At 60.7% G+C, this 22,974-nt stretch carries 22 protein-coding genes; 17 read left to right on the forward strand and 5 right to left on the reverse strand.

Translation table 11 applies throughout. The features are described from left to right. Positions 1-23: 23 nt before the first annotated feature. Together RBT54_RS05960 and RBT54_RS05965 are read right to left on the reverse strand one after the other, a co-directional pair. Positions 24-950, reverse strand: a complete 927-nt coding sequence (locus tag RBT54_RS05960) for a hypothetical protein (RefSeq protein WP_320365137.1) — start codon at positions 948-950, stop codon at positions 24-26. Positions 951-1,105: 155 nt separating this feature from the next. Further along, positions 1,106-1,756: a hypothetical protein gene (locus RBT54_RS05965; RefSeq protein ID WP_320365139.1), complete on the reverse strand. Its 651-nt coding sequence runs from the start codon at positions 1,754-1,756 to the stop codon at positions 1,106-1,108. A 123-nt stretch (positions 1,757-1,879) separates the two neighbouring features. Here RBT54_RS05965 and RBT54_RS05970 point away from each other — a divergent pair, with 123 nt between their 5' ends. The 9 genes from RBT54_RS05970 to traI all read left to right on the forward strand — a co-directional run bounded on the left by RBT54_RS05970 (position 1,880) and on the right by traI (position 8,223). Continuing rightward, complete coding sequence (locus tag RBT54_RS05970; RefSeq protein WP_083200290.1) at positions 1,880-2,122, forward strand: hypothetical protein; 243 nt, start codon at positions 1,880-1,882, stop codon at positions 2,120-2,122. Further along, positions 2,119-2,517, forward strand: coding sequence for a TraK family protein (locus RBT54_RS05975; protein WP_320365143.1), 399 nt, complete (start codon positions 2,119-2,121; stop codon positions 2,515-2,517). Before RBT54_RS05970 ends, RBT54_RS05975 begins: the two co-directional genes overlap by 4 nt. Before the next feature lie 319 nt (positions 2,518-2,836). Next, positions 2,837-3,205 (forward strand): conjugal transfer transcriptional regulator TraJ, encoded by a 369-nt coding sequence (gene traJ, locus RBT54_RS05980; RefSeq protein ID WP_320365145.1) that lies wholly within the window; start codon positions 2,837-2,839, stop codon positions 3,203-3,205. Positions 3,206-3,238: 33 nt separating this feature from the next. Further along, the gene (gene trbJ, locus RBT54_RS05985; RefSeq protein ID WP_320365147.1) at positions 3,239-4,006 is read left to right on the forward strand and encodes a P-type conjugative transfer protein TrbJ; all 768 of its coding nucleotides are present in this window, start codon (positions 3,239-3,241) and stop codon (positions 4,004-4,006) included. Between the two features lies 1 nt (position 4,007). After that, complete coding sequence (locus RBT54_RS05990; protein WP_158014354.1) at positions 4,008-4,184, forward strand: hypothetical protein; 177 nt, start codon at positions 4,008-4,010, stop codon at positions 4,182-4,184. A gap of 14 nt (positions 4,185-4,198) precedes the next feature. Next, on the forward strand, positions 4,199-5,740 hold the full coding sequence (gene trbL / locus RBT54_RS05995) for a P-type conjugative transfer protein TrbL (RefSeq protein ID WP_320365151.1): 1,542 nt from the start codon (positions 4,199-4,201) through the stop codon (positions 5,738-5,740). A 2-nt stretch (positions 5,741-5,742) separates the two neighbouring features. Next, on the forward strand, positions 5,743-6,021 hold the full coding sequence (locus tag RBT54_RS06000; RefSeq protein WP_320365153.1) for a hypothetical protein: 279 nt from the start codon (positions 5,743-5,745) through the stop codon (positions 6,019-6,021). Between the two features lie 65 nt (positions 6,022-6,086). After that, positions 6,087-6,371 carry a hypothetical protein gene (locus tag RBT54_RS06005; protein ID WP_320365155.1) on the forward strand — a complete coding sequence of 95 codons (285 nt, stop codon included), beginning with the start codon at positions 6,087-6,089 and terminating at the stop codon, positions 6,369-6,371. 52 nt (positions 6,372-6,423) lie between these two features. Then, positions 6,424-8,223 carry a TraI/MobA(P) family conjugative relaxase gene (gene traI / locus RBT54_RS06010; protein ID WP_320365156.1) on the forward strand — a complete coding sequence of 600 codons (1,800 nt, stop codon included), beginning with the start codon at positions 6,424-6,426 and terminating at the stop codon, positions 8,221-8,223. Between the two features lie 620 nt (positions 8,224-8,843). Here traI and RBT54_RS06015 read toward each other — a convergent pair. Next, positions 8,844-9,728 (reverse strand): hypothetical protein, encoded by an 885-nt coding sequence (locus RBT54_RS06015; RefSeq protein WP_320365158.1) that lies wholly within the window; start codon positions 9,726-9,728, stop codon positions 8,844-8,846. Between the two features lie 270 nt (positions 9,729-9,998). Between RBT54_RS06015 and dsr1 the strand changes: the two genes are divergently transcribed. From dsr1 to RBT54_RS06030, 3 genes are all read left to right on the forward strand, one after another. Continuing rightward, the gene (gene dsr1, locus RBT54_RS06020; protein ID WP_320365160.1) at positions 9,999-13,826 is read left to right on the forward strand and encodes an anti-phage defense-associated sirtuin Dsr1; all 3,828 of its coding nucleotides are present in this window, start codon (positions 9,999-10,001) and stop codon (positions 13,824-13,826) included. A gap of 204 nt (positions 13,827-14,030) precedes the next feature. Next, complete coding sequence (locus RBT54_RS06025) at positions 14,031-14,912, forward strand: GGDEF domain-containing protein (RefSeq protein WP_320365162.1); 882 nt, start codon at positions 14,031-14,033, stop codon at positions 14,910-14,912. A gap of 92 nt (positions 14,913-15,004) precedes the next feature. Then, positions 15,005-15,919: a YihY/virulence factor BrkB family protein gene (locus RBT54_RS06030; protein WP_320365164.1), complete on the forward strand. Its 915-nt coding sequence runs from the start codon at positions 15,005-15,007 to the stop codon at positions 15,917-15,919. A 15-nt stretch (positions 15,920-15,934) separates the two neighbouring features. Here RBT54_RS06030 and RBT54_RS06035 read toward each other — a convergent pair whose 3' ends face one another. Next, positions 15,935-17,377 (reverse strand): DUF294 nucleotidyltransferase-like domain-containing protein, encoded by a 1,443-nt coding sequence (locus RBT54_RS06035; protein ID WP_320365166.1) that lies wholly within the window; start codon positions 17,375-17,377, stop codon positions 15,935-15,937. A gap of 109 nt (positions 17,378-17,486) precedes the next feature. Beyond that, on the reverse strand, positions 17,487-18,383 hold the full coding sequence (cobA, locus tag RBT54_RS06040; RefSeq protein WP_320365168.1) for a uroporphyrinogen-III C-methyltransferase: 897 nt from the start codon (positions 18,381-18,383) through the stop codon (positions 17,487-17,489). Between the two features lie 280 nt (positions 18,384-18,663). Here cobA and RBT54_RS06045 point away from each other — a divergent pair, with 280 nt between their 5' ends. The 5 genes from RBT54_RS06045 (at position 18,664) to RBT54_RS06065 (ending at position 22,909) form a co-directional block, all read left to right on the forward strand. Further along, positions 18,664-20,346, forward strand: coding sequence for a cytochrome D1 domain-containing protein (locus tag RBT54_RS06045; protein ID WP_320365171.1), 1,683 nt, complete (start codon positions 18,664-18,666; stop codon positions 20,344-20,346). Between the two features lie 67 nt (positions 20,347-20,413). Continuing rightward, positions 20,414-21,025, forward strand: coding sequence for a NapC/NirT family cytochrome c (locus RBT54_RS06050; protein WP_320365173.1), 612 nt, complete (start codon positions 20,414-20,416; stop codon positions 21,023-21,025). A gap of 48 nt (positions 21,026-21,073) precedes the next feature. After that, a complete protein-coding gene (locus RBT54_RS06055; RefSeq protein WP_320365175.1) occupies positions 21,074-21,946 on the forward strand; it encodes an ethylbenzene dehydrogenase-related protein in 873 nt (290 codons plus the stop codon). Positions 21,947-22,070: 124 nt separating this feature from the next. Next, positions 22,071-22,400: a plastocyanin/azurin family copper-binding protein gene (locus RBT54_RS06060; RefSeq protein ID WP_320365176.1), complete on the forward strand. Its 330-nt coding sequence runs from the start codon at positions 22,071-22,073 to the stop codon at positions 22,398-22,400. Between the two features lie 125 nt (positions 22,401-22,525). Then, positions 22,526-22,909, forward strand: coding sequence for a cytochrome c (locus tag RBT54_RS06065; protein WP_320365177.1), 384 nt, complete (start codon positions 22,526-22,528; stop codon positions 22,907-22,909). Positions 22,910-22,974: the final 65 nt, after the last annotated feature.

The following is a 22,974-nucleotide window of genomic DNA, read 5'->3' on the forward strand; positions in this document are numbered from 1 at the left end:
CTATGCTACATGCTCCATCTTCTCTATGAAGCCTTTTTCGAGCGATGAGGCTTTTCTTTGGGCTCGATGGAAACGTCTTTGTCCTTGCTGTTTGCATCCGCGTCCACGAGTGCCGCTATTCCGGCATCGTCAATGCTTTGGATTACGAGGCCGGCCACAGGAATCCGTTCCCCAACTCCAGTTTCGAAGTGATACATAAGCATGTAGCTGGGGGAACTCAGTACCACTCGGCCGTGGCTTAGATAGGAGTTGTCCTTGTCAATCGATTTGACTAGCGCGCATGTTACCCCGGTTTCAGAATTGGCCTTTTTTTTGGCTTCAAGACGAGCACTTCCGGGCACGATGCTTACGCAATGCTTCGGCTTCAGGATGTATTCATTGAAATAGGCCTGGCCGGCGCTGAAGCCGATAATTGGGACGGTCAGGAGAAACAGCATGATTCCAAAGATGCCGACAAAGCCCAATAGCGTAGCGAACGTGAATGCAGTGAAGCTAGAAATGGCGACGAACGCGGCCTTCTGGAAGGTCGTACGAACCGTCTCGTGCTCACCGGGAACCACCTTTGCCTTGAACCATGTCCGGTCAATCTTGGGTAGCCTACCTCTGTAATGCATGAAAATCGATGAGAGGACAATCACCACGAACGCCGCTAGCGCCACTGGAAACGCCTGCGAGAACGACTTTCCGAGGATGGACAAAAAATCGATCTTGTCTATCGCCGTTACCAATAGCACGGCCCCCGGCCAGACGAGACTTAGGAGTTCGAACGGACCGCTAAGTATGCTTCCGTGGTCGAGATTGATTGCGCTGGCTAGTCCGGTGACAACTCCATATCCGAGCAGCGAAATGGTCACTCCGATCAGGGCAAAGAGTTTCAACCACCACTCGACCGTAATCATCTTGGAATTGGCTGCGTCTGGCGTTGTCGTCGGTTGTGTTTTTCTATCCATAATTTTCTCTAAGATTTTCTGCGCGTATTACCTTCGTGCAGACCTATTGCTGCATTGCTGTTTTGGGTGACAGTCGATCTCAATCGTAGGTCCGCCCCTCAACAGTCAAAAGGGCGCAAAATTTTTAGCGGCTAAATTTTTCTCTTGTCTGGCGTTCAATCGAACAAACGGGCGCGTGGTTTCGCCTTGATGCGCTGTTTCTCCATATTTTCCAGTTCGTCTGTAATCCATTCCTGCACGCCAAGGGATTCCAATTCGCGCGTAACGGCATCGTCTTTTAGACAGGTTTCGACACAGCGCCAGGCGCAGCCTGTCAAGTTCAAACCATAGCCATCGATTCGTGCGTCTGGCTCCATTTCCCGCCGTAGTCGATAGAGGGCGACTGCATATGTCAGCGTGGCCAGGTTGGCCGGACCTGCGCACAACAACTCAGCTTCTATCGATTTCTCGGCAAGGTGAAGAGGCGTTTGAGGTGAACACTTGGGATGACTACGGATGCAAGTGATCAAGGCGGAAATATCTCCCCACATCGCCCGCCACAGATTGGCTGGTCCATCCTGGTGGAGGAGAGGCGCGTCCGGGAACAGCTCCGACAGTGACGCCAAGGTGCGCGCGGTCAACGGCTGCTTGCCACTGAAAACAGGCCGCCATTTCTTTGACTCCTGAGTGTTCGAGGTTCCCTGCATCATTCCATCGTAGCGACCGGCAAACCCATAAACCGAGGTTACGCCCATACGGTCGCGCAGCATGTGCACCAGCGCCATGCTGCGCGTGATCTCTCGTTGACGTTCTGCTGTTGTTTTCATGGCTCGCTAGGACATGTTGTCCGGGTAGAAAATTCCTCTCTGATTTACCTGTCATTCTGCATTAGGACAGCGAAAAATTCACCTCAGCAAGCACTCTTTATACCCAGTTGAGGTGAAACTGAAGTGAGTTCGACTCTCCGCTTCTTGTTGCAAAAGTATGGCCCGACGCTGACTCTTGATGAGTTGGCCGAGGCCCTGAAGCGCAAACCTGGTGGCGTTCGTGCTGCCTTGTCGATGCACTCCGAGGCATGGGCTATCGAGCTGAACAACCGCAAGGTCTACGTCGGCCGCCGTGTTCATTTCCCCGCCGAAGCTGTGGCCGATCTGCTGACCGGTGATCCAATCCAAAAAGGGCCGGGCGAATGAGCACTTTCCTCGAAGAGCTGGCCAAGTGGGCAACGGGGACGCGCCAGACCACCAAACCCCGACGCAAGGAAACCATGGCAGTTTTCCTGGCCGTGCGCCAGGACGTGAAGGAGGCCATCGCTGCCGGCTACGCCCTCAAGACCATTTGGGAGCACATGCACGAAACCGGCCGGGTGTCGTTCCGCTACGAAACCTTCCTCCGGCATGTTCGCCGGCACATCACGAATGCGCCGCCTGAGCGTCCCAAACTGCCGGTCCCGGTGAAGTCGGAGGTACAGGCAAAGGGGAGCGACGAGTCCAAACCGAAGGCGCTTACCGAGCCGAAGAAAAGCGGAGTCCCATCGGTGGGGCGCTTCAACTTCGACCCGACGCCCAAAAAAGAGGAACTGCTGTGATCGCCGCGCTCCATCGCTGCAACCTCGTGTCTGTTGCGCTGCTGGTGCGCTACCGGAACGCTGCAACGGTGCTGTTTTCTGCCGTTCTCGGCCATTACTGCCGTTTTGGTGCGCTGTTGCACTTCGATAGCGCGTGCATAGCGAAAGATTTGCTGCTTCATCCACGTGAAAGTGGCCTCCGAAGTGCGGGCAGGATGTGTGAAGTAGGCCCACCCGCAAGCGGGCGTTCCTTCTTCACTGTCCCTTATTCGCGCCGTAGGCGCTCAACGGGAATCCTGCCCTGCGGGGCCGGCGGCTGCTGCCGCGAGTGGGGTACGCCATGAGCGAAACGCTACCCACGCGCAAGGACTGCTCGCCACTCAAAGTGTATTGCCGCCCTGACGAACGCGAGCGCATCGAGGCGAATGCCAGGGATGCCGGTATGAGCGTCGCCCGTTTCCTGCGCGAGGTGGGCCAGGGCTACCGCGTGCGGGGCATCGTGGACTTCGAGCAGGTCCGCGAGCTGGCTCGGATCAATGGCGATCTTGGTCGCCTGGGCGGCCTCCTGAAGCTGTGGCTCACCGATGACGTGCGCACCGCCAAGTTTGGCGAGGCCACCGTTCGGGCGCTGCTGGGGCGGATCGAAACAACCCAAGACCAGATGGCCGGAGTCATGCGGGCAATCGTTCGCCCCAAGGCCGAGGACTGAAATTTTAGCCGCTAAAACCGAAAGGAGATCGACATGAGAAGGACCAACGTAGCCGCGACCGTCGCCCTGATGCTTACCCTTGCCGGCGGCGCTTCTATGCCGGCGCACGCGGGCATCCCCGTTATCGACGCAGGGAACCTGACGCAAAACATCATGACGGCAATCGAAGAGGTTGCCCAAACCGCTAAGCAGATCGAGCAGTACCAGACCCAATTGCAGCAGTACGAAAACATGCTGCAAAACACGGCCGCGCCGGCGGCCTACATCTGGGATCAGGCGCAGTCGACCATCAACGGCCTGATGAATGCGACGAACACGCTGAACTACTACAAGAACCAGCTCGGCAGCATTGACGCCTACCTTGGCAAGTTCCAGGACGTGGCCTACTACAAGTCGTCGCCGTGCTTCTCGGCCGCCGGCTGCACGGCCGCCGAGTGGGCGGCCATGAAGCAAAACCAGGCGCTGGCCTCGGAGTCGCAGAAGAAGGCCAATGACGCGCTATTCAAGGGGCTGAATCAGCAGCAAGACAACCTGCAAGCGGACGCGGCGACGCTGCAACGCTTGCAGTCGTCGGCACAAGGCGCGAGCGGCCAGATGCAGGCTCTCGGCTATGCCAACCAGCTCGCCAGCAACCAGGCGAACCAGCTCCTGCAGATTCGCGCCCTATTGATCGCGCAGCAAAACGCGGTCGCCTCCAAGATGCAGGCCGACGCTGACCGTGAGGCTCGGCAGCAGGCGGCTGGACAAGCGATGTTCGACATGGGCGCTCCCACCAACCGTAGCAAAGCCAAGGGGTACTGACATGAAAAATATGATTCGTGTCGTTGCCCTGGTCGCTCTGATGTCCGCCGTGCTCGCCGGGTGCGGTAAGTCCGAGGACGAGGCGCTGAACAAGAGGACGCCGGAACAGCAGCAGAAGGCGGACAAGCTCTATGACATGGGCGGGCCGACTGATCGCCAGAAGAGCAAGGGGTACTGACCATGAGATCCCCTTTGCTGCGTTTGATGGTCATGCTGTCGGTGTTGCTGATGTCTCAAACAGCGTCGGCAGCAATAGACAAGAGCGGCGTGCTCGATACGGTTGCGGATCGCTTCCTGACAGAGAGCGCGACGTGGGGCGCGACGATCACCGGCTATGCATCCTGGCTGTTCTGGACCTTGGTTCTCATTTCGATGGTCTGGACATTCGGCATGATGGCCTTGCGCAAGGCCGACATCGGCGAGTTCTTTGCCGAGCTGGTGCGCTTCACGATCTTCACTGGCTTCTTCTGGTGGCTGCTTGAGAATGGTCCGCACTTCGCAATGGATATCATCAACTCGTTGCGTGACATCGGGGCCGCTGCCGGTGCCACGAGGACGCTGACACCGTCTGCGCCGATAGACATAGCCTTTGACATCATTGGCAAGGCGGCCGACAACTACAGCGTTCTAAGCCCGATCGACAATCTGGCGATCTTCTTCACGACCCTCGCCATTCTGGCGTGCATGGGCGTCGTCGCCGCGAATGTGCTGCTGGCACTCGTTACCGCGTGGGTGATGGCCTATGCCGGCATCTTCGTATTGGGCTTTGGCGGCTCGCGTTGGACTTCCGATATCGCCATCAACTATTTCCGAGCAGTCGCCGGCGTCGCGCTCAAACTGATGACGATGACGTTGCTGATCGGCGTCGCCGTGTCGGTGATGGACGGATTCTATGCCGGTCTGCAACAGGGGACACCGATGCGCGAGCTGTTGGTGATCTTTGTTGTCTCGCTTGTCCTGGTCGTTCTCATCCATTCGATCCCCAACGTTATCGCAGGGTTGATTCCTGGTGGCGGTAATGCGGCCAGTTCCGGCAGTTCGTTCAGTGCGGGTGCTATCGCCGGAGCTGCGGTTGGCGCTAGCGCTGCTATTGCTTCCGGTGGCGGGGCACTGGCCGCCGCCGGCGCGTCGGCGGCTGGTGGCGCTCAGGCCCTGATGGCAGCGGTACGGGCCGGCCAGGCGAATGTTTCTGCCGGCACTGATGGCGTATCAAGCCTAATGAGCGCAATGCGCGGCGCGGGTAGCGAGGCCGCTGGGTCATTCTCAGACGCAGCCGGCTTTTCGGGTGGCGGCGGCGACAGCGGCACCGGCAACACCCCCTTCGCTCAGGCAGCCGGTTTTGGTAGCAGCGCAACCGAGTCCGGCCCCAGCGCCGGGGGCGGCTCCAAGGGGAACAGTGCCAAAGTGGCGAAATCTGGCAGTGGGCAACCGTCGAGCGGTGAAGGCAAATCGGGCGGCCTCCTGGCCGCTGGCGCGAATGCCGGAAAGGTGGCCATCGAAGCGGGGTCGATCTTGGCCCAGCAAGCGGCAAGCAGCATGGTGGACGCCGCCAAGGACCGGATTGGGCAGACAGCCGGTGGCCGGCTTGCTGTAGCGATCAAGGCAAGCCAAGCGGCCGGTGAATCCGCAATGCCGGCCTTTGATGGCAACAGTCTGGCAGCCGGTTCCACCGATGCCGATGCCCAATCCGAAGTAGCCGCGTTCACCAACCGCGATAGTGGCAAGGAGGTATGACGATGACGACCATGCGCGCGCGGGATTTCTTTGCCTGCCTGGATGAACAGGACACCGGGGCCGACCAGACGCAAGCGGTGCGGTTTGAGCCGGTCGGGGATCAAGCGACCGAGTTAGATGCAGCGGCGGAGGTCGCAGCATTCATTGAGCGGCCGGACCCAATTATCGAGGCGTCCCAAACCATCGCCGGTGGCACGCGCAATCCCGAATGCTGCGGCAGCCGCACAAGGGCTACGCCGTTTTCAGACGCGGCGGGCTTCTACGAAGGCGGCCGATTTTAAGGCGCATCGGCCGGCGTTGCAGGCCGGCCGACACTTCCACATCCCACCTGCTAGAGAGGTGAATTATGGCAACCATAGATGCTACCCAAACGATGCTGCGTGCGGAAATGATCCGCGAACGTATGACCGATTACGCCGCCGTGCTGAACGATGTTGTGACCGTTCTATACGCTCCAAGGCAGCGCTTGTCATCCGCTGATCGCCGCGCGATCACCAAGTTGCTCGATGCCATGACGGACGTGAACACCATGGTGCTTTATCACTTCAACTGCCGGCGTCTCCCAACCGAGAATCTGGTAGAGCTTCATTCGAAGGTTGCCCGCCTCGCGCCCCAAAGTCGAAGGGCTTAAACCCCGGGCGGCCAGCGAGCCGCCCAATCAATTTTAGCGGCTAAGAAGAACCATGATCGCCAAGCACGTTCCCATGCGCTCGCTCGGCAAGAGTGACTTCGCCGGCCTGACGAACTACATCACCGACGCCCAGAGCAAAGACCATCGGCTGGGACAGGTGTTGCTCACGAACTGCTTGGCCGCGACGCTGCCGGCGGCAACCGAGGAAGTGCTTGCAACACAGCACATCAACACGCGAGCGAAGAGTGACAAGACTTATCACCTGATCGTCAGCTTTCGCGTCGGCGAGCAGCCCAGCGCCGATACGCTCAAGGCCATCGAGGAACGCATCAGCGCCGGGCTGGGTTACAGCGAGCACCAGCGGATCAGTGCGGTTCATCACGACACCGACAACCTGCACGTTCACATCGCCATCAACAAGATTCACCCGCGTCGGCATACCATCCACGAACCGTATTACCCGCATCGGACGTTGGCCGAGCTGTGCGATGTCCTGGAACGCGACTACAACCTGGAGCGGGACAACCACATTCCGAATCAGCGAGGCGCTGCGGCCAGGGCGGCCGACATGGAGCGGCATGCCGGCGTCGAAAGCCTGGTCGGCTGGATCAAGCGCGAGTGCCTGGAAGAAATCCGGGGGGCGACGAGCTGGGCCGAGTTGCACCAGGTCATGCGCGACAACGGCCTGGAGCTGCGCGCCCGTGGCAATGGGCTGGTCATCGAAGCTGGCGACGGCACTTCGGCCAAGGCCAGCACTTTGGCCCGCGACCTGTCCAAGTCGGCGCTCGAAGCGCGGCTAGGCGGCTTCGAGGCCGCGCCCGAGCGCCGGGAGGCGCAGGTGAAGCGCAGCTACCGGAAAGATCCCGTACGGCTGCGAATCGACACGACGGAGCTTTACGCCAGGTATAAGAACGAACACAAGACCTTGACGGCGGCCAGGGCCGAGGCGCTGACCAACGCCAAACGGCAGAAGGATCGGGCAATCGAAAACGCCAAGAAGAAGGCGGCCGCGAAACGGGCGGCAATCAAGCTGACCGATGGCCGGCTGACCAAGAAGCTGCTGTATGCTCAGGTTCGTGCCTCGCTGGTGGCCGACCTGGCAGCTATCCGCAAGCACTACGACCAGGAGCGGGCCCAGCACTACCAGAGTTTCCAGCGGCGGCGGTGGGCCGACTGGCTCAAGCAACAGGCCACCCAAGGCAACGCCGAGGCGCTGGTCGCCTTGCGCGCCAGGGACGCAGCCGAGGGCCTCAATGGCAACACAATCGAGGGGCAGGGCCAGCCGCGACCGGGAGATGCGCCAGTTATTGACAACATCACCAAGAAGGGCACGATTATTTATCGCGCAGGCCGGTCGGCCGTCCGGGACGATGGCGACCGCCTGCAAGTCTCCCGCGAGGCTGACCGCGAAGGGGTGCGGGTCGCGCTGCGCATGGCGATAGAGAAGTACGGCTCGCGCATCACTGTCACCGGCTCGCCTGAGTTCAAGGCTCAAATCATCCGGGTGGCTGCCGATGCCCAACTTCCGATTACTTTCACCGATCCAGGCCTAGAGCGCCGCCGCCGGGCACTGATACAGCAAGCCGGCCAGGCCAGCACCAGGCCCGCCGCTATTCGCCCTGGCGTCCCTCCTGTCGGCCGGAAACCTCCGCCGCATCGCCGTCATGGCCTGCGGACTCTCGGCCAGCTCGACGTGCTGGGCATCGAGGGTGTCGAGACGAAGTGGCCGCCGCAAACTACTACGCCAAAGCAGACCGTGGCTGTCAGCGAACAGGAGCGCCGGCGGGCGAAGTTGCAAGTGGAGATGGACGCCAAGAAGGCGAAGCATCGAGACAGGGGGAAGTCACGATGACGAAATCATCGGCCAAGCGTGTTGTATGTTGTACGCTACAACATACAACACGCTACACGGGCCACGCCCTTTTTAGCCGCTAAAAAATGCTGAAGACTGAGGGACCTGACTGTCGGGCTCTAAGCCTCTCCGAATTGGATGCCTTGCGTCTGGATATGCGCGAGGCGTCTCAGTGGATGCGTGCTGAACTGCGCCGCCGACGCGCTAAGGAAGAGCAGGGTGGTGTCGATGCGAAGCGCCCGAAATCACTTGTCGGTGTCGTACATCTGGACAAGTGTAGGTGACTTGATTCTTGAGGGTCTGACCTGCCGCCTCCTCAGATGGGATTGCTGGTGCCCGCAGCTTGGAAAGGCGCTGTGCGCCCCTCATCAGTCAAAACTGCCCCTCAAGAGTCAAACGGCACCGGCGGCCATCTCCGCATGCTGAAGATCGGCACGCTCCACCAATCCGCATGATTGCTGAAGGCCGGCGTTTCTGACGATATAGCGCCTAATTTCGGATCGGTCATGGTGCCGAAGACGGTGAACGATTCTTCCAACGGAGTCGTGGCATGCCCAGACTTGACTCTTGAGGGGCAATTAGGCAAGCCCCAGGGAGCGGCGTGCGGAAAACGTCCCTTGCTAAATGAGGAATGGCTGGCGTGGGCCTGGCCACTCGTCGGTTTCCATTTGGAACGCAAGATCCGCGCTGGCCATGCGCCGCAAACTTGATGCGGCGATAAACTGCACGCCCAAAGCGAGCTTTACCACCTGCAGTCGTTTCAACCCCGCTGGTTTGTATCGGCTTTCGACGTAGGGCGGAAGTGCGCCAACGATGGCTTGAATGCGCTGGTCATCGCGGTGTGGGCGCCCGTCCGCCATGCGGCGGGCAAGTGACGAAAGATTATGACCATCCTTGCCCTTTCTGAAGGAGTCCGGGTCGGCTCCGCCGCGGACGAGGGCCGCTTTCATCGAAAGTTCAGCTACCATGCAAATCGGCTGAATCACCGAGTCATGGCTGAATGTCGTTGGGAGGGTATTCGCTACATCCTCCAGATTGGACCGCGCCATGTGCCAAAGTGTGGTCGCCGCTGGGTTCTCTTGCTCGACTTCGTTCATGCCATTCGTAAAATCGTGGAGGTCGGCAACCGCGAAAGCTACTGCCCCCGCGATCGCCTGATCCTGCCGGCACCAGGCCCACCATTCCTCGATGCTGGAGAAACCCGCTACCTGCCAAGGTTGGATCGACACGTGGCCGAATACCACCGGGAAGGTTAGCTTGCGAACTTGATCGACGGATGCGGCGAAACCGATGCCAGCGCCTGGCCAACTCGCATTGACCTCGGGCACCATGGCGGCGTAGGCGTCCATGATCCGTTTGGCTTCGGGGTTGCCGCCGGCACCGATGACGAAGTTGGAGCCAAGGAGCTCCATCGCAGCACGGAATGGCCGCTGATGGACGTGGGTGCCTTGCTCTGCATATTTCAGGTCGAGCCGACGGAGATCATCTAACGTCCATGGAGTCATAATTTATTCGTATTCCCTTCCAGTTTGTTCAGGTCCCGATGTGCAGTGAAAACTCAGGTATGAATCGCTCCGAGTTTCTTGAACGTCAAGAACCGTCCTGTCGAGCATCGCTAGAAATGCAATCTGACTGTTAGTATTGCCGTCAATTTTCCATCATTTGGCAACCGTCAATGGATCAACTTGCTCCGCTGCTCTCCAGACGGGACGCACTACCGCCCACGAACTCAAGGCGGTGCTGCTTCTGGCGACGCATGTACCGGAGGGCGCTGAATGCAGTTCATTAACCAAGGTCCCGACATACCGGATGCGCTTTTGCAGGCGCACGAGGAAGGTCGCGTCGTGTTCTTCTGCGGTGCAGGCATTTCCTACCCTGCCGGTCTGCCGGGTTTCAAGGGACTAGTGGAACAGATCTACCAGTTGAATGGCACAGCACCCAATGACATTGAGCGAGACGCTTTCGAGCACGGACAGTTCGATGCCACGCTCGATTTGCTGGAGAGACGCCTGCCGGGCCAACGACTGGCTGTCCGAAGCAAGCTGGCGCAGGCGCTGAAACCGAAGCTCCGCCGCAAGGGTGCTACTGATACGCAGGCGGCACTGTTGCGTCTGGCTCGCAGCCGCGAGGGCGCGCTACGGCTGGTCACCACCAACTTCGACCGCATCTTCCACGTGGCGGCCAAACGCACTGGCCAAATGTTTCAAGACTACGCAGCCCCGATGCTGCCGATTCCAAAGAACAGCCGCTGGAACGGACTGGTCTACCTGCACGGACTGTTGCCGGAAAAAACGGACGATACAGCACTGAACCGGCTGGTGGTCACCAGCGGCGACTTTGGCTTGGCATACCTCACGGAACGCTGGGCGGCACGCTTTGTGAGCGAGCTGTTCCGCAATTACGTGGTCTGCTTTGTGGGCTACAGCATCAACGACCCGGTGCTGCGTTACATGATGGATGCGCTGGCGGCGGACCGGATGCTGGGCGAAGTCACACCTCAGGCCTGGGCGCTGGGTGATTGCGAACCGGGGCAAGAGCACCGAAAAACCATCGAATGGGAAGCCAAGGGTGTCACCCCCATTCTCTACACTGTGCCCCCTGGCACCTATGACCATTCCGCGCTGCACCAGACCCTGCACGCTTGGGCAGAAACTTACCGTGACGGCGTGCAGGGCAAAGAAGCCATCGTTGTTAAACACGCCCTGACACGCCCACAGGAGAGCACGCAGCAGGACGATTTCGTCGGGCGGATGCTTTGGGCCTTGTCGGACAAATCAGGCTTACCGGCGAAACGCTTCGCCGATTTCAATCCCGCTCCTTCACTGGATTGGCTGCTGGAGCCCTTCGCGCATGAACATTTTGGACACGCCGATCTGTCTCGCTTTGGCGTGCAGCCCCGTGACGAAGTGGACAACAAGCTGCGCTTCAGCCTGGTTCGACGGCCCGCGCCCTACGACCGCGCACCGCCGATGCTGCTTGCCTCCGGCGGCATCACTGGCAGCCAGTGGGATGACGTGATGTTCCATCTGGCTCGATGGCTGGTGCGCCACCTGGATGACCCAAGGCTGGTCATCTGGATTGCGGAGCGTGGTGGGCAATTGCACGACCGTTGGCCGTGGCTGATCGAACACGAGCTGGATCGCTTCGCGTCACTGGAACGTGAGGGAAAAACCTCCGAGCTTGATGAAATCCGCTTGCACGCCCCGATGGCCATTCCGGGCCCCTTGATGTGCACCTTGTGGCGCCTGCTGCTCAGTGGCAGAGTGAAATCGCCGTGGCACGATCCCGATTTGTATCGCTGGAAAGGACGTCTTAAGCGGGAAGGGCTGACCGCCACATGGCGATTGGAATTGCGCGAGTTGCTCGCACCCAAGGTTGTCTTGAAGAAGCCGTTTCGCTGGGGTGAAGACGATTCGAGCAGCGCTGACGAGCCCACACGGATCAAGCAATTGGTGGACTGGGAACTCGCGCTGGCCGCTGATCACGTGCATTCCGCCCTGCACGATTTGGCTGACGAGCACTGGACGTCGGCCCTACCGCTACTGCTGGATGATTTTCAACAGCTGTTGCGTGATGCACTGGACCTGCTGCGTGAGTTGGGAGAGGCTGATGACCACAGCGACCGATCACACTGGGATCTGCCATCCATCACGCCCCACTGGCAGAACCGTGGGTTCCGGGACTGGGTGAGCCTGATCGAATTGCTGCGCGATGCATGGCTTGCGGTTCGTGCCAACGACAGCGCGCGTGCGACACGCATCGCGCAGAACTGGTTTGAACTGCCATACCCCACTTTCAAACGTCTTGCCCTGTTTGCTGCCAGTCAGGATGGTTGCATCCCGCCCGTGCAGTGGGTGAATTGGCTCTTGGCCGATGACGCGTGGTGGTTGTGGTCCACAGACACGGGGCGGGAGGTGTTCAGGTTGCTCGTCCTGCAGGGGCGGCATTTGACAGGAACCGAGCAGCAACGCCTGGAGACAGCCATTTTGGCGGGCCCGCCGCGTGAGATGTACCGGGACGATTTGGAGGAGGATCGGTGGCAAGACTTGGTGGCCCGCTCGGTCTGGCTGCATCTGGCCAAACTGAACACATCGGGCGTCGTACTGGGAGCGTCTGCGGCGGCACGATTGGCGGAAATTTCCAATACCTACCCACAATGGCAACTGGCGACGAACGAGCGTGACGAGTTCTCGCACTGGATGAGTGGCACCGGTGATCCGGACTACGAGGACAGTCGGGATGTCGACATTGCCCCCCGCAAGCGGCGGGAACTGGTGCAATGGCTCACAAAGCCACCACCGGAACGGCGGCCTTTCTATGAAGATACGTGGCGCGACGTTTGCCGCACGCGCTTCTTCCACACTCTGTCAGCGCTATGCGATCTCGCGCAGGATGGCAAGTGGCCCGCAAATCGATGGCGTGAAGCGCTGCAGGCCTGGGCCGAAGAAGGTGCGGTGGTGCGCTCTTGGCGATACGCCGCACCGCTGGTGCAGACCATGCCCGATTCCGTACTTCAGGAAATCGCCCACGGCGTAACGTGGTGGATGGAAGCTGCATCCAAGTCGATCAACTGCCACGAAGACATCATGGTGGAGCTGTGCTGCCGCTTTATGGCGCTGCCGATTGACGTGGGTACGGGGATGACACGTAACGGTGAACCAATTAACCAACCTGTCACGGAGGCGATTAACCACCCCATAGGGCATGTCGCACAGGCCCTAATCAACCTGTGGTTCAAACAGAACCCGAACGACAGCGATCTGCTTCCCGATGACCTCGGGCCCATGTTCACTACATTGTGCGATGTTCAGGTGGACCGATTCCGCCACGGCCGGGTACTGCTGGGTTCTCGGTTGATCGCATTTTTCCGAGTGGACCGCCCTTGGACCGAACAGCACCTCTTGCCATTGTTCAGTTGGAACAATCCCATCGAAGCGAAAGCCGTGTGGGAGGGCTTTCTCTGGTCGCCGCGCTTGTACCAACCGTTGTTGACAGCCTTTAAGTCGCAGTTCTTGGATTGTGCAAACCACTATGCCGATCTTGGCGAACACCGCCAGCAGTTCGCTGCCTTCCTGACTTACGCGGCCTTGGGCCCTACCGAAGGATATACCGTAGATGAGTTCCGAGCCGCGATAAGTGTGCTTCCACAAGAAGGTCTAGAGGAGTCAGCACAGGCGCTTTCCCAGGCGCTTGAAGGTGCTGCCGATCAACGTGAGGACTATTGGAAAAATCGTGCTCAGCCTTTCTGGCAACAGATTTGGCCAAAGTCCCGCGATTTGGCCACCCCGCGGATCGCTGAGTCTTTGACACGGTTGGTCATTGCTGCCCGAGGCGAGTTTCCGGCGGCCTTGGCGGCGGTGCAGGACTGGCTACAATCCATTGAACATCCGCACTACGTCGTTCATCTACTTGCCGAATCTGGCCTGTGCGAACGATTCTCTACAGAGGCACTGCTATTGCTCAATGTAGTGATCAGTGACCAACAGTGGGTACCCCGGGAGCTAGGGCAGTGTTTGGAACAAATCGTGCGAGCCGCGCCAAATCTTGCGGAAGATGCTCGCTACCTTAGGCTTCAAGAGTATTTTCGCCGGCGGGGGGGCTGAATCTTCTGTGGCGAAGCGCAGACTCATTGTTGAATCAGGCTGGAATGGCATTTTCCATGGCATTAATTCGCTTTGTGCACACAAGCAATTGAATTATAAAGTGATATTTTTTTTATTTATAATCGAGTGGGAGTAGCGTTCTACGCTTTTCCAGGCTGGTTGCCGCAACGCCATCAAAGGAATGAAATGACATCGGATCGGGTTTTGAAGAAGGGCCGGACGGAGGCCCCCGATGCATTGGATCTGGCGCTGGAGAAGAGCCACGACGTGAAGGAAAAGGTGGAGGCGTGCGCAGACGATCTGGCGAGCGCGAATGAGGTCATCAAGGGACAGATCGCCGCCGGCACGACTGTGCTGGCGGCGGACGCCACCTTGATCGCCAGTGCGACCGTCGAGAGCAGGGTCCAGGAATGCGCCGACGACCTCCATGAAGTGACCGAAACCCTGGCCCAGGGGATCGACGATCTTGCGCATACCGCGATCGCATTGACCGAATCCAGGGAAATCCTCGCCGATACTCAGGCAGCCCTGGTGATTTCACTGGAGGCAGAACGAGAAGCCCGGCGCCGGGCCTTGCACGACGCCAAGACCGGCCTGCCGAATCGTGAGCTCTTCGACGATCGACTGTCGAACGCCATAGCGCTCGCCGAGCGTCATGACTGGACGCTGGCCGTCATGTTCCTCGATCTCAATGAATTCAAGAAGATCAACGATACGCACGGCCATGCGGCTGGGGATTCGGTCTTGAAGGAGGTCGCGAGGCGTCTTTCACTGCATGCACGCGATGAGGATACGGTGTGCCGCAACGGCGGCGATGAGTTCCTCTACTTGTTGGTGAATCCGCAGGGCAAGAAGAACATCGAACGAATCGCCGGCCTGGTGTCCGCCAACATCGCCGAGCCCATTGCGCTCGACAGTCAGCAGTTCGTCGTGCACGCGAGCATCGGCGTCGCCGTCTACCCGGGCGATGGCGCGACCGGCGATGAGCTGGTCAAGGGCGCCGACGCAGCCATGTACTTCGCCAAGGCACGGGCGGGTGCTTGCGTGTTCTTCGACAGCGTCGAGAGGACATCCGCCTCGGCCTGAGCTCGCCCTTTCGGCAGGGCGAGAAGTGACATGGCACCGCTGTGCCTGTGCCGTGCAAGACTGGGATGTCGAGATGGCGGTAACATCGGCCCATGGCTGGCCCATTCGTTTCCGTCCTGAAGTACTGGTCTGCGGTCATCAAGACCACCGTGACGCTGTGGCTCGAGGCGCAGGTGTTCATGCATGCCGCGGCGCTCGCCTTCTTCACCGTATTCTCGGTGGCGCCGGTGGTGATCGTCGCGGTCACGCTGGTCGGGCTCGTACTCGGCGAAAGCGCGGCCCAGGGCCGGATTGCAGAGCACCTGCAGGTGGTCATCGGGCCCGAGGCCGCCGCTGCGGTCCAGACCGCAGTGGAAAACAGCCGCATCCAGCACAGTGGCCTGCTGCCCACCATCGCGGGCTTTGCCGCGATCCTGTTCGGTGCGACGACCGTGTTCACCCAGATGCAGGACGCGCTCAATGCGATCTGGGGCGTGGCGCCGCGACCCACCCGCAGCAGTGTGTTCATCTACCTGAAAACGCGCCTGCTTTCCCTGGCCGTCGTGCTGGGGATCGGCTTCGTGCTGCTGGTGTCGCTTACCTTGAGCGTGCTCGTGCGCGGCGTGGTCACGTTCGCGGAAGATTGGCTCCCGGTGCCGGTGCCGGTTGTCCTCGGGCTGGACTGGGTCGTCTCGCTGACGGTGATCACGTTGCTGTTCGCCACGATCTTTCGTGTTCTGCCGGACGTCGTGCTGCGCTGGCGGGATGTGTTGCTGGGCGCCTTCGTCACCGCGCTGCTGTTCGCGCTCGGACGGGCGCTGATCGCCATCTACCTGTCGACGACGGCCACCGCATCCACCTACGGCGCAGCCGGATCGCTCGTGCTGCTGCTGCTGTGGGTGAACTATTCGTCACTGATCCTGCTGTTCGGCGCCGCGTTCACCCGCGCGCACCTGGAGGCGTGCGGCCGTACGGTGCGGCCGCGATCCACTGCGATCTGTGTGCATCGCCTGCTGGTCGAGGACTGAAGGGCTTGCTCAGGCTCAGTTACGCAGCAACTGCAATTTGAAGTGGTGCTGGATGAAGGACTGGAACTTGGCGACACCTTCAAGCGCGAGGCGCAGCTCTCCCTGTTCCATCGCGTTGAGGTGTTCGAGCGCAATGTAGTTGCTGGGCGTGGCGTTGCTGCGCAGGGCCTCGACCTGTCCCTGCAGGCGCATCAGCACGAGGAAGTCGAAAGCGGCCCGTAGATCGGCGACCTGCTCGGGCTTCAACACACCGGCTTCGACCAGCGCCTCCATGCGATCGTGCGTGCTGCCCTGCAGCCGTCCGGCCTCGATCGCGAGGGTCTTGATGCCGTCGGTGATGGCGAAGATGCCGGCTTTCTTGACGTCGATCCGACCCCGGTTGGGACCGGACTTCTCCACCTTGATCCGACCGAACCAGCCCAGTGGGGGCGCAAAATTCGTCATGTTCTGGGCCATGCGCACCAGGAAACCCTGCTCGTTGGCCATGTAATGGAAGGCGTGCGTGCGCAGCGCATCGACCAGATCGGCGCGACCGTAGAGCGGACGCAGGTCCATGAACATGCTGCCGGTCATGACGTTGTCGGGCGTCGGCGTGGACAGCCAGCGGGTGAGCGCCTGACGCCAGCCGGACAGGCTGCGACGCCATTCCGGATTCTTGGCCATGATGCCGCCGGGGCAGGGCGGTACGCCGATCGAGATCAGCGCATCGATGAGATCCTGCGAGAAGGCCTCGAGCCGGGCGAGTTCGGCGTCGCTCAGGGCGTCGTCGTAGATGATGGCGTTGTCCTGGTCGGTGGACAGGGTCTGCTCGCCGCGGCCCTCGCTGCCCATCACGACGAAGGCGAAGTCGTCGGTGAGGTCGGGGTACTTCTCCGAGCGCAGCAGATGGATCAGCCGGATCACCACCTGATCGTTGAGATTGGCGATCAGCTTCACCATCTCGCGGATCGCGATCCCCGTTCCAGCGAGGTGAATGATGAGCTTCTGGATGCGCTGGTGTAGTTCGCGCAGCGTATCGATCGAGGCTGCCTTCTCGATGTCCAGCACGAGCTGGTGGGGGGAATGCGCCTGCAGGCGAAGGATGTCGGTTACGGTGATGATGCCGGCGAGCACGCCGGCCTGATCCACCACGACCAGGCGATGGATGTTGTGCCGCGACATGCGGTAGAGCGCCTCGTAGAGGACGTCATCCTCGGCAATCGTGACCAGTGGCGTGCTCATCACGTCGGCCACGCACAGGCTTGCCGGATCCTTGCCGGTGGCTACGACCTTGTTGCGCAAGTCGCGGTCGGTGACGATCGCATACGGTTTGCCTTCGGCGACGACGACCACGCATGAAATGCTGCGCGCGCGCATTTGCGCGACGATGTCGACCAGGGCGTCATCTGCCGAGCAGCTGACGACGGTACGCTGGTAAAAATCCCGGATCGGGCGAAAGAACTGGTTGTCGTCGGCCATGCCTGGATGCGCCCCACTGCGCTGCGAAGAGGCGTCATTCTACCCGGAGCCGGTGGCCGTGGCTGTGGCTGCGTTGGCCAGGCCGCACGGGTGCCCTTCGGCGTTTTGATCAGGCAGTGGCGGTCAGCGCGCGCCTGAGCAGGAGCCCGGGGTCCAGGGCCACGACCTCACCGATCATGATCAGAGCCGGGGTGCGGAGGTCTGCCTCGCGAACGGCGGCGGGTAGGCGCGCAAGGGTGCTGTGAACGCCGCACTGCCCGGGGGTGGTTGCAGCATGGATGACGGCGGCCGGTGTGCGCGCGGGCAGGCCGTGGGCGATCAGGCGTTCGCAGATGATGTCGAGCGCACCGAGACCCATGTAGATCACGACGGTCTGCCTGGGGCGGGCGAGCGCGGCCCAGTCGAGGTCGACCGTGTCGTCCTTGAGGTGCCCGGTGGCAAATATCAGCGTCTGCGCATGTTCGCGGTGTGTCAGGGGAATGCCGGTACAGGACGCGGCGCCTGCGGCGGCGGTGATGCCGGGAACGATCTCGCATTCCAGCCCGGCTGCAAGAACAGCATTCATTTCTTCGCCGCCGCGCCCGAAGATGAACGGGTCTCCGCCCTTCAGGCGCACGACGTTCAGACCCTCGCCAGCCAGATCGACCAGCAATTGATTGATCTGGTGCTGGGGAAGGGCGTGATTGCCTGCCTCCTTCCCGGCATAGACTCGACGCGCGGACGCCGGAATGAGCGCCACGATCGCGTCTCCCACCAGGTGGTCGAACACCACCACCTCGGCGTGTGTGATCAGACGCATCGCCTTTACCGTCAGCAGCTCCGGATCACCGGGGCCGGCGCCGACGAGAAACACCTTACCCGCTCGGCGCTTGCCGCCCTGGCCTTTGTTTGCGCTTGTCGTCCCCGACGCGCCGTCGCGGCCGCGAGCACCGGATGTCGATCGGAAACCGCGTTCCTTGCCGCTGCTGGATGGCAAAGCGTCTGATAGGTGACTTCCTGCGTACATGTCGGGGCTCCGGTATTCGGGCGAAAAAAACGGATGTGAAGGAAACGGCCACTGCCGTCTCGAGGGTTGCGTGAAACCGCTTGTTCGGCCTCGTGCGGGGCCATTTCCGAACCACTTGGCGGCGGTGTTCGTCCTGTCCGGCAAGGATTCCAGCGTTACGGAACTTTATCCCCAGCGATCGTGGGGAAAATTAATTCACATCAAGGATGAGGCCTCCCGAGAAAAACCATACTGCAATCACACCGTTGGTTCACATCCCGTGTCGTGTAAGGAGAGGGTAATGCAGAAGAAACATCTGATTGGTTCGGCGCTCGCAATGGCGATCCTGCCGCTGGCCATGAGCAGTGCTTGGGCTGCGGATGCACCGAAGCTCACCGCCGAAGAAATGGAACAGGGCAAGCTCATCTACTTCGAGCGCTGTGCTGGCTGCCACGGCGTGCTGCGCAAGGGCGCCACCGGCAAGAACCTCGAGCCGCACTGGACCAAGGCTGCCCCGGACGGCACCAAGCTCGAGGGCGGCACGCTCAAGCTCGGCACGGATCGTCTCGAGAAGATCATCGCCTACGGTACCGAAGGCGGCATGGTCAACTACGACGACATCCTGACCAAGGAAGAGATCAACCTGATGGCGCGCTACATCCAGGCCGAGCCGCCCATCCCGCCCGAGTTCTCGCTGCAGGACATGAAGGACAGCTGGAAGCTTCTCGTTCCGGTTGACAAGCGTCCGACCAAGCAGATGAACACGGTCAACCTGAAGAACGTGTTCGCGATCACGCTGCGCGACGCGGGCAAGCTGGCCCTGGTCGATGGCGACACCCACAAGATCTGGAAGATCCTCGACACCGGCTACGCGGTGCACATCTCGCGCCTGTCGGCTTCCGGTCGCTACGTGTACACCGTTGGTCGTGACGGCCTGACCACCATCATCGACATGTTCTACGAAGAGCCCACCACGGTCGCTACCGTGCGCCTGGGTTCGGACGCGCGTTCGGTCGATAGCTCGAAGTTCAAGGGCTTCGAAGACAAGTACCTGATCGGTGGCACCTACTGGCCGCCCCAGTACTCGATCATGGACGGCGAGACCCTCGAGCCGATGAAGGTCGTGTCGACCCGTGGCAACACCGTCGATGGCGACTATCACCCCGAGCCGCGCGTGGCCTCGATCGTGAGCTCGCTGACCAAGCCGGAGTGGGTGGTCAACGTCAAGGAAACCGGCATGATCCTGCTGGTGGACTACAGCGACATCAAGAACCTGAAGACCACCACCATCGAGTCCGCCAAGTTCCTGCATGACGGTGGCTGGGACGCTTCGGGCCGCTACTTCATGGTCGCTGCCAACGCCTCGAACAAGATCGCTGCGGTCGACACCCAGACGGGCAAGCTCGCCGCGCTGGTCGATACCGCGAAGATCCCGCACCCGGGTCGTGGCGCCAACTTCGTCCATCCGGAATTCGGCCCGGTCTGGTCGACCGGTCACCTCGGTGATGCGGTCGTGTCGCTGATCTCCACGGCTTCCGACGATCCCCAGTACGCCAAGTACAAGGATCACAACTGGAAGGTGGTGCAGGAGCTCAAGATGCCGGGCGCCGGTAACCTGTTCGTGAAGACCCACCCGAAGTCGAAGAACTTCTGGGCCGACGCGCCGATGAACCCCGAGCGTGAGCTCGCCGAAGCCGTGTTCGTGTTCGACAAGGCCGATCTGAAGAAAGAGCCGGTCCGCCTCGACGTTGCCAAGGATTCGGGTCTGCCCGAGAGCAAGGCGATCCGTCGCGCGGTGCAGCCCGAGTACAACGAAGCGGGTGACGAAGTCTGGATCTCGCTGTGGGGCGGCAAGACCGACCAGTCGGCCATCGTGATCTACGACGACAAGACCCTGAAGGTGAAGAAGGTCATCACCGACCCGGCCATCGTCACGCCGACCGGCAAGTTCAACGTGTACAACACCATGCACGACGTCTATTGATCGATCTGCTCGACCTTAGTGTGAACACCCCCGCGCTTCGGCGCGGGGGTTATGAGGGATGAACTCCATGTCTGACCAGAACAGCGACAACCTCAAACAAGAAAATTCGGGCGGCTTCTTTGCGCGCCTGCGCCGCCCGTCGAAGAAATCGCTGGGCGGACTGTTGGCTGTTGGTTTTGTGTTGGGTGTGCTTTTCTGGGGCGGTTTCAACACCGCAATGGAAGCCACCAATACCGAAAAGTTCTGTATTTCCTGTCATGAGATGTACGACAACGTCTATCAGGAATACAAGGAAACGATTCACTACAACAACCGCACGGGCGTGCGTGCGGTGTGCTCCGATTGTCATGTGCCCAAGAACTGGACGCACAAGATGATCCGCAAGGTCCAGGCCTCGCGTGAGGTTTGGGGCAAGATCACCGGCACGATCGATACACCCGAGAAGTTCGAGGCCAAGCGACTGACGCTCGCGCGGCGCGAATGGGCACGCATGAAGGCGGTCGATTCGCGTGAGTGCCGCAACTGCCACAGCTTCGAAAGCATGAACAAGGACGCCCAGAAGCAGCGCGCACGCAAGCAGCACGAGATGGCCATCGAGGACAAGATGACCTGCATCGACTGCCATAAGGGCATCGCGCACCACAAGCCGGAAGGCATGACCGAGGAAGACGAGGAGTAACACCCCTCGTGCATCAGACGCCAACCCAAGCACAGTGAGGAAACGAATATGAAGAAAACCATGATTGCTGGCGCCGTGGGCGCATTCCTGGCACTCGGTGCAGGTACGGCCCTGGCTGCCGCGCCCGACTGGGGCAAGGTCGAGGCGCAGGATCTCACGCTCTTCTATCCCGGCGTATCGCCACTGGAATGGATCCAGAAGGGTACGGAGCATGGTGGCGCGCGCGGGATCAAGAAGGGTGAGACCTGCGGCGACTGCCACAGCGAGGAAATCGCCGACATGGGCAAGAAGATGGCCAGTGGTCAGAAGATCGAGCCTACTCCGATCGCTGGCAAGGCTGCCTTCATTCCCGTGAAGGTGCAGGCCGCACACGACGGTGCGAACCTCTATCTGCGCTTCTCGTGGAAGCAGCCGGCGGCTTCCGGCGCGGCCAAGATGGACGACAAGAACCCGGTCAAGATCGCGTTCATGCTCGAGTCCGGCGGCAAGGTCGACCTGGCCGATCAGAGCGGTTGCTGGGCCACCTGTCACACCGACTCGCGCACCATGCCCGGTGCCGACGAGGCCAAGACCAAGTACGTGAAGGGCGGTTCGCTCGCGGAAGGCAAGTTCTATGACCTCTACCAGTGGCGTAGCGGCGAGAACAAGGGCTACGACGGTTATGTTGCCGAAAAGCGCGTCATGGAGGGCGGTAGCGCCCTGGTCAGCGCTGAAGGCAAGCAGGACGGCGACAACTGGTCGGTCGTCTTCACCCGCAAGCTCGCCGGTGGCGAGGGCGATGTGACGCTCGAGTCGGGCAAGGCCTACAACTTCGGCTTCGCCATTCACGACGACAGTGCGGCAGGACGCTTCCACCATGTGTCGCTCGGCTACAAGCTGGGTATCGATGCCGACGCTCATGTGAAGGCGGCCAAGCAGTAATTGCGCAAGGCTTTCCGTTCGCTGCGGCGGGCGGAACGTCTCCGAGCGGAAGTCCGGGCGGACAAGGCCCGGACTTCCGCTTTTTGTTTGCTATGCTGATCCGGTGACGAGGAGGAGAAGAGGAATGAACGCCAGATCGCTTTACGGAAGGCTTGCGGGCTCGCTCCTCGCATTCGGTTTCTCGGCGCTCGCGGTGGCGGCCGAGCACGTCGTTGTGGTCGAAAAGTACGCTTTCAGCCCTGCCGAACTGCGCATCAGCAAGGGCGACACGGTGACCTGGACCAACAATGAGAAGCGCGTGAGTCATTCGGTGCTTTTCATCGGCCGTAGCGAAGAGTCGGAGCGCTTCTTTCCGGGCGAGAAGTGGTCACGGGTCTTCCCCGAAGCGGGACGCTTCGAGTATCGCTGCGGTCCGCATCCCGAGATGCTGGGCGTGGTGATCGTCGACGAGTAAGCACGCTCGTGCATCGGGGGGCGGCACGGCTACAACCCCATGCCGTTCAGGGTTGATTCGAGTCAAGGTTTCATGCGGGCCGAAAGGCCATTCTTTGCCCGACTGCATCGCCGTTGGAAAACAGCATGAAACTCCCGCCCCTCGTTGCTCACGTTGTCGTCCTGATCGGTGCGGCCGTCGTCTCCGCCCTCGTTTCGGCGTCCGACACGCCCCCGGTGGCGCCCGATTCCCAGCGCGCGCGCGAGCTGATCCATATCGTCCGCCAGGACTGTGGTTCCTGTCATGGGCTGACGCTCAAGGGCGGCCTGGGCCCTGCGCTCACGACCGAGGCCCTTGCGGACAAGCCGGCCGAGGGGTTGGTCACAACGATCATGGGCGGCAGGCCCGGGACGCCGATGCCGCCCTTCAGCACCATCGTCACCGAGTCCGAGGCGCAATGGATCGTCGATCAGTTGCTGCGTGGATTCCCGCCTGATGCAGGACTGCCGCAAGCGCGCAGCATGAACTGACCGCTCTGCCGCACGCCTGCGCAGAGATGTTTTACCTTGGGGCACAAGCCCCGGCCCTGAAGTCG

Origin of the sequence: Thauera sp., assembly GCF_034003485.1 — a bacterium.
Taxonomy (GTDB): domain Bacteria; phylum Pseudomonadota; class Gammaproteobacteria; order Burkholderiales; family Rhodocyclaceae; genus Thauera.